We start from the raw sequence: 2806 nt of genomic DNA, 5'->3' as shown, positions 1-2806 counted from the left end.
TGTGTTGGCCCGTTGACCAGTGTTGCTGTTCCTGGGTCATCGAGGGAAGGCTCTCTACTGGCTGGCTGCACTCGGGGTCGGGGTTTACATCGCTGTGGCAGCTGCTCACAGACGCGATGAAGAGTTCGACCTGTCCCGTTTCGGCGCTCAGGTAGTGAGTCGCGATTCTCACCTCAGATCCAGAAATTCGCCCATGGAATGCTTGTACTTCACGGTTCGACTCTTGAATGGCCTAAGAACTCGTCTCACGTGGCGAGCTTCTTGTAGCAGGTGAGCGTGGCAGCCAGGGTGAGAAATGCGGTGAACAGCCGGGCGGATCGCTCGTAGCGGATGGTCAGCCGGCCGTTGCCGGTCAGCCAGGCGAAGGACCGCTCGACGCCCCAGCGGTGGCGGCCCAGCCGGGTGGAGGTCTCCACGCCGCGGCGGGCGATCCGCGGAGTGATGCGCCGTCGGCGCAGCCAGGTGCGTAGATGCGGATAGTCATAACCCTTGTCGGCGTGCAGCTTGCCCGGTCGGCGTCGCCGCGGGCCCCGTCGGGAGCGGATGGCGGGAATGGCCTGCACCAGCGGGATCAGTGCGAGGCTGTCGTGGGTGTTGGCCGCACTGACCGCCACGGCCAGCGGCAGGCCGCCGGCGTCGGTGAGGACGTGCAGTTTGGAGCCGGGTTTGCCGCGGTCGACCGGGTTCGGGCCGGTCAGCGGGCCCCCGTTGGCCGCCATGCGGACCGGGGGCTCGCCCGTTCCCGGGGGTCAAATCCCGTTGATCGTCTTCCACGGCGACCGGGACCCGGTCGTGGCCCCGGTCGCCGTGGAAGCTGGTGGCTGCCCGGCTGGTCTCGGCCGAAACCTCGGCGTCGGAGACGACGCGGGTAGAGGCGGGGGGCGGTCATGCGTGCACGAAGACGGTGCACACCGATGGCCACGGGGCGGTCCTCGTCGAGTCCTGAACGGTGCACGGCGGGGGGCATGCCTGGTATGGCGGAAACCCTGTCGGTCCCTACACCGATCCCCGGGGGCCGGACGCGTGCGCTGAGATGATCAGGTTCTTCCTCGGGTCGGCGTCGGCGCCGGCCCCTCCGCGTGGCGAGGCGGCAGGCTCTGACTCCTGAGATCGCGCTCAGAGGTCCCCGGGGGAGTGCGCGCCGTCGCCGTGAGGACTTCTCCGACGGCGGCAAGGACCGAAAGCGTGCTTGCCATAGGGCGCGAGTGCTTGGGCTGGTGAGCACCGAACGGCCACCCGCCTCCTGCGCAGACAGCGAGCCGTTCGTCTCGGAGGCCGGTGGGGTCCTCCGCCGGTTGCGCTGCCCGGTCGACTCCGCACCGCGAGCCGGACAGCAGGACGGCGGGCCGGCACCCCGGGTGCTGCCGCTGTCGTCGATCGTCCCGAGCAGGTGCTCGGTCGCCGTGGCGCCGCCGTCCGTGCGTTCAGCTCAGCGGGCTCACCGAACGGTGGGAAGCCGGCATGAACCCGATCATGACGTCGATGCCACGCAGTGTGGGCATCGACGTCATCGTGGCGGCACGGGGGCCGTCGAGCGTTCCCGCGCACCGGCAGCAGCAGTCAGGCGTGGCGGCTGTCGAGGGTGTCCGCGGGACTGCCGGACCCCGTGTTGTGCCTGGTGGGTATCGCGGTTTAGGTGAATGCGCTGTCCGCTCCCACCGGACTGCTCCGTGTTGGCCACGAGATGGAGGAGAGCGCCTGTGAACAAGTCTGACCTCATCGCCAAGATGACCGAGCGGCTCAGCGGGGATCACACGACGGCCGTGGCGGCCGTCAACGGAGTGTTGGAGGAGATCGAGGGCAGCGTCGCCCGCGGTGAGCGGGTGTCATTGAGTGGGTTCGGGACCTTCGACCGCCGCGAGCGGGCGCCACGTACGGGCCGCAACCCGCGGACCGGGGAGACGATCAGGGTGGGCGCGTCCGTGGTTCCCGTCTTCCGCGCCGGCACCGGGTTCAAGACCCTGCTCACCCGAGCCGACGGCGTGGCGATGTCCCCGGGATCGGCTGCCGTCGAGGGCGGCGGTGCGAAGGCCAAGGGCAAGAAGTCGCAGGCCGCCGCGTCCGGATCCCCTGCGGAGACGGTCGTGGTCGCCGCGAACGCAGCTGCGGACGGCAGGAAGAAGGCCGGCAAGAAGGCACGGGACCAGGCTGGAGAGAAGGGCGGTAAGGGCGCGCGCAAGGCGGCGAAGAGCAAGGCGGGAAAGAAGGCGGCCAAAGGCCTCCGCTGACCTCGAAGGCGCACCCACTGCCGTTGCTCGGCAAGGACAGCGGATCGGCGGTCGGTGCGGGCTTGGACGGATGAGGGATTCACTGCGCGGCGGCACACGGGTGGATGGCAGACCCGCGAACCGAGCGCCGGCCGGAGGGCCGCCAAAGGCAGGCGGGAGCATAGCGGCACACCAGGCGGTCGCGGTGCTGCACGTCTCCGGGTGCTTGCAATTGTGGTTGCACTTGACGGCGTTCGTGGTCGTGTACCGAAATTCGCCATCGTTCATATCCGCAGTTCGTAAGGCTTATGGAACGGCAGCGAATCGCCATGAACTCGATAATGACGGCCTGGCAGTGTGGGAGTAGAGGCTTCGACAACGTGCCTGGCGATGCCGTCTTCGACACCCGTGCACGCCCCGCCGCCACCGGCGTCGATGTCAGCGGTGGCGATCAGCGGCCAAGCCTCGAACTCTGTGCAGCCGGGCCAAGCAGAGCTCGCCGGGCGGCAGCGACCAAGCCGATGCCCACCACGGCCGTGACTGACGGCTTGGGCGACCATCGCAGCGCGGCGATGGCCATGCCGGGGGGTGTGTTGCGC

Annotated in this window: 2 protein-coding genes and 1 pseudogene; 2 read left to right on the top strand and 1 reads right to left on the bottom strand. The window is 69.0% G+C overall.

All coding sequences use genetic code 11. From position 1 onward, the window contains the following. Positions 1 to 245: 245 nt before the first annotated feature. Positions 246 to 716 (bottom strand): annotated as a pseudogene (locus VN520_RS05565) (IS5 family transposase); the annotation flags it as partial. A gap of 984 nt (positions 717 to 1700) precedes the next feature. Here VN520_RS05565 and VN520_RS05560 point away from each other — a divergent pair. Further along, positions 1701 to 2228 carry an HU family DNA-binding protein gene (locus VN520_RS05560; RefSeq protein WP_325745715.1) on the top strand — a complete coding sequence of 176 codons (528 nt, stop codon included), beginning with the start codon at positions 1701 to 1703 and terminating at the stop codon, positions 2226 to 2228. Between the two features lie 287 nt (positions 2229 to 2515). Further along, positions 2516 to 2806: hypothetical protein (locus tag VN520_RS05555; RefSeq protein ID WP_325745714.1), on the top strand; the 291-nt coding region annotated here is incomplete at its 3' end.

The organism is Streptomyces sp., assembly GCF_035563135.1.
GTDB lineage: Bacteria > Actinomycetota > Actinomycetes > Streptomycetales > Streptomycetaceae > Streptomyces.
Note: the sequence above shows the minus strand (reverse complement) of the source record. Positions and strands in the feature narration are given on the sequence as shown.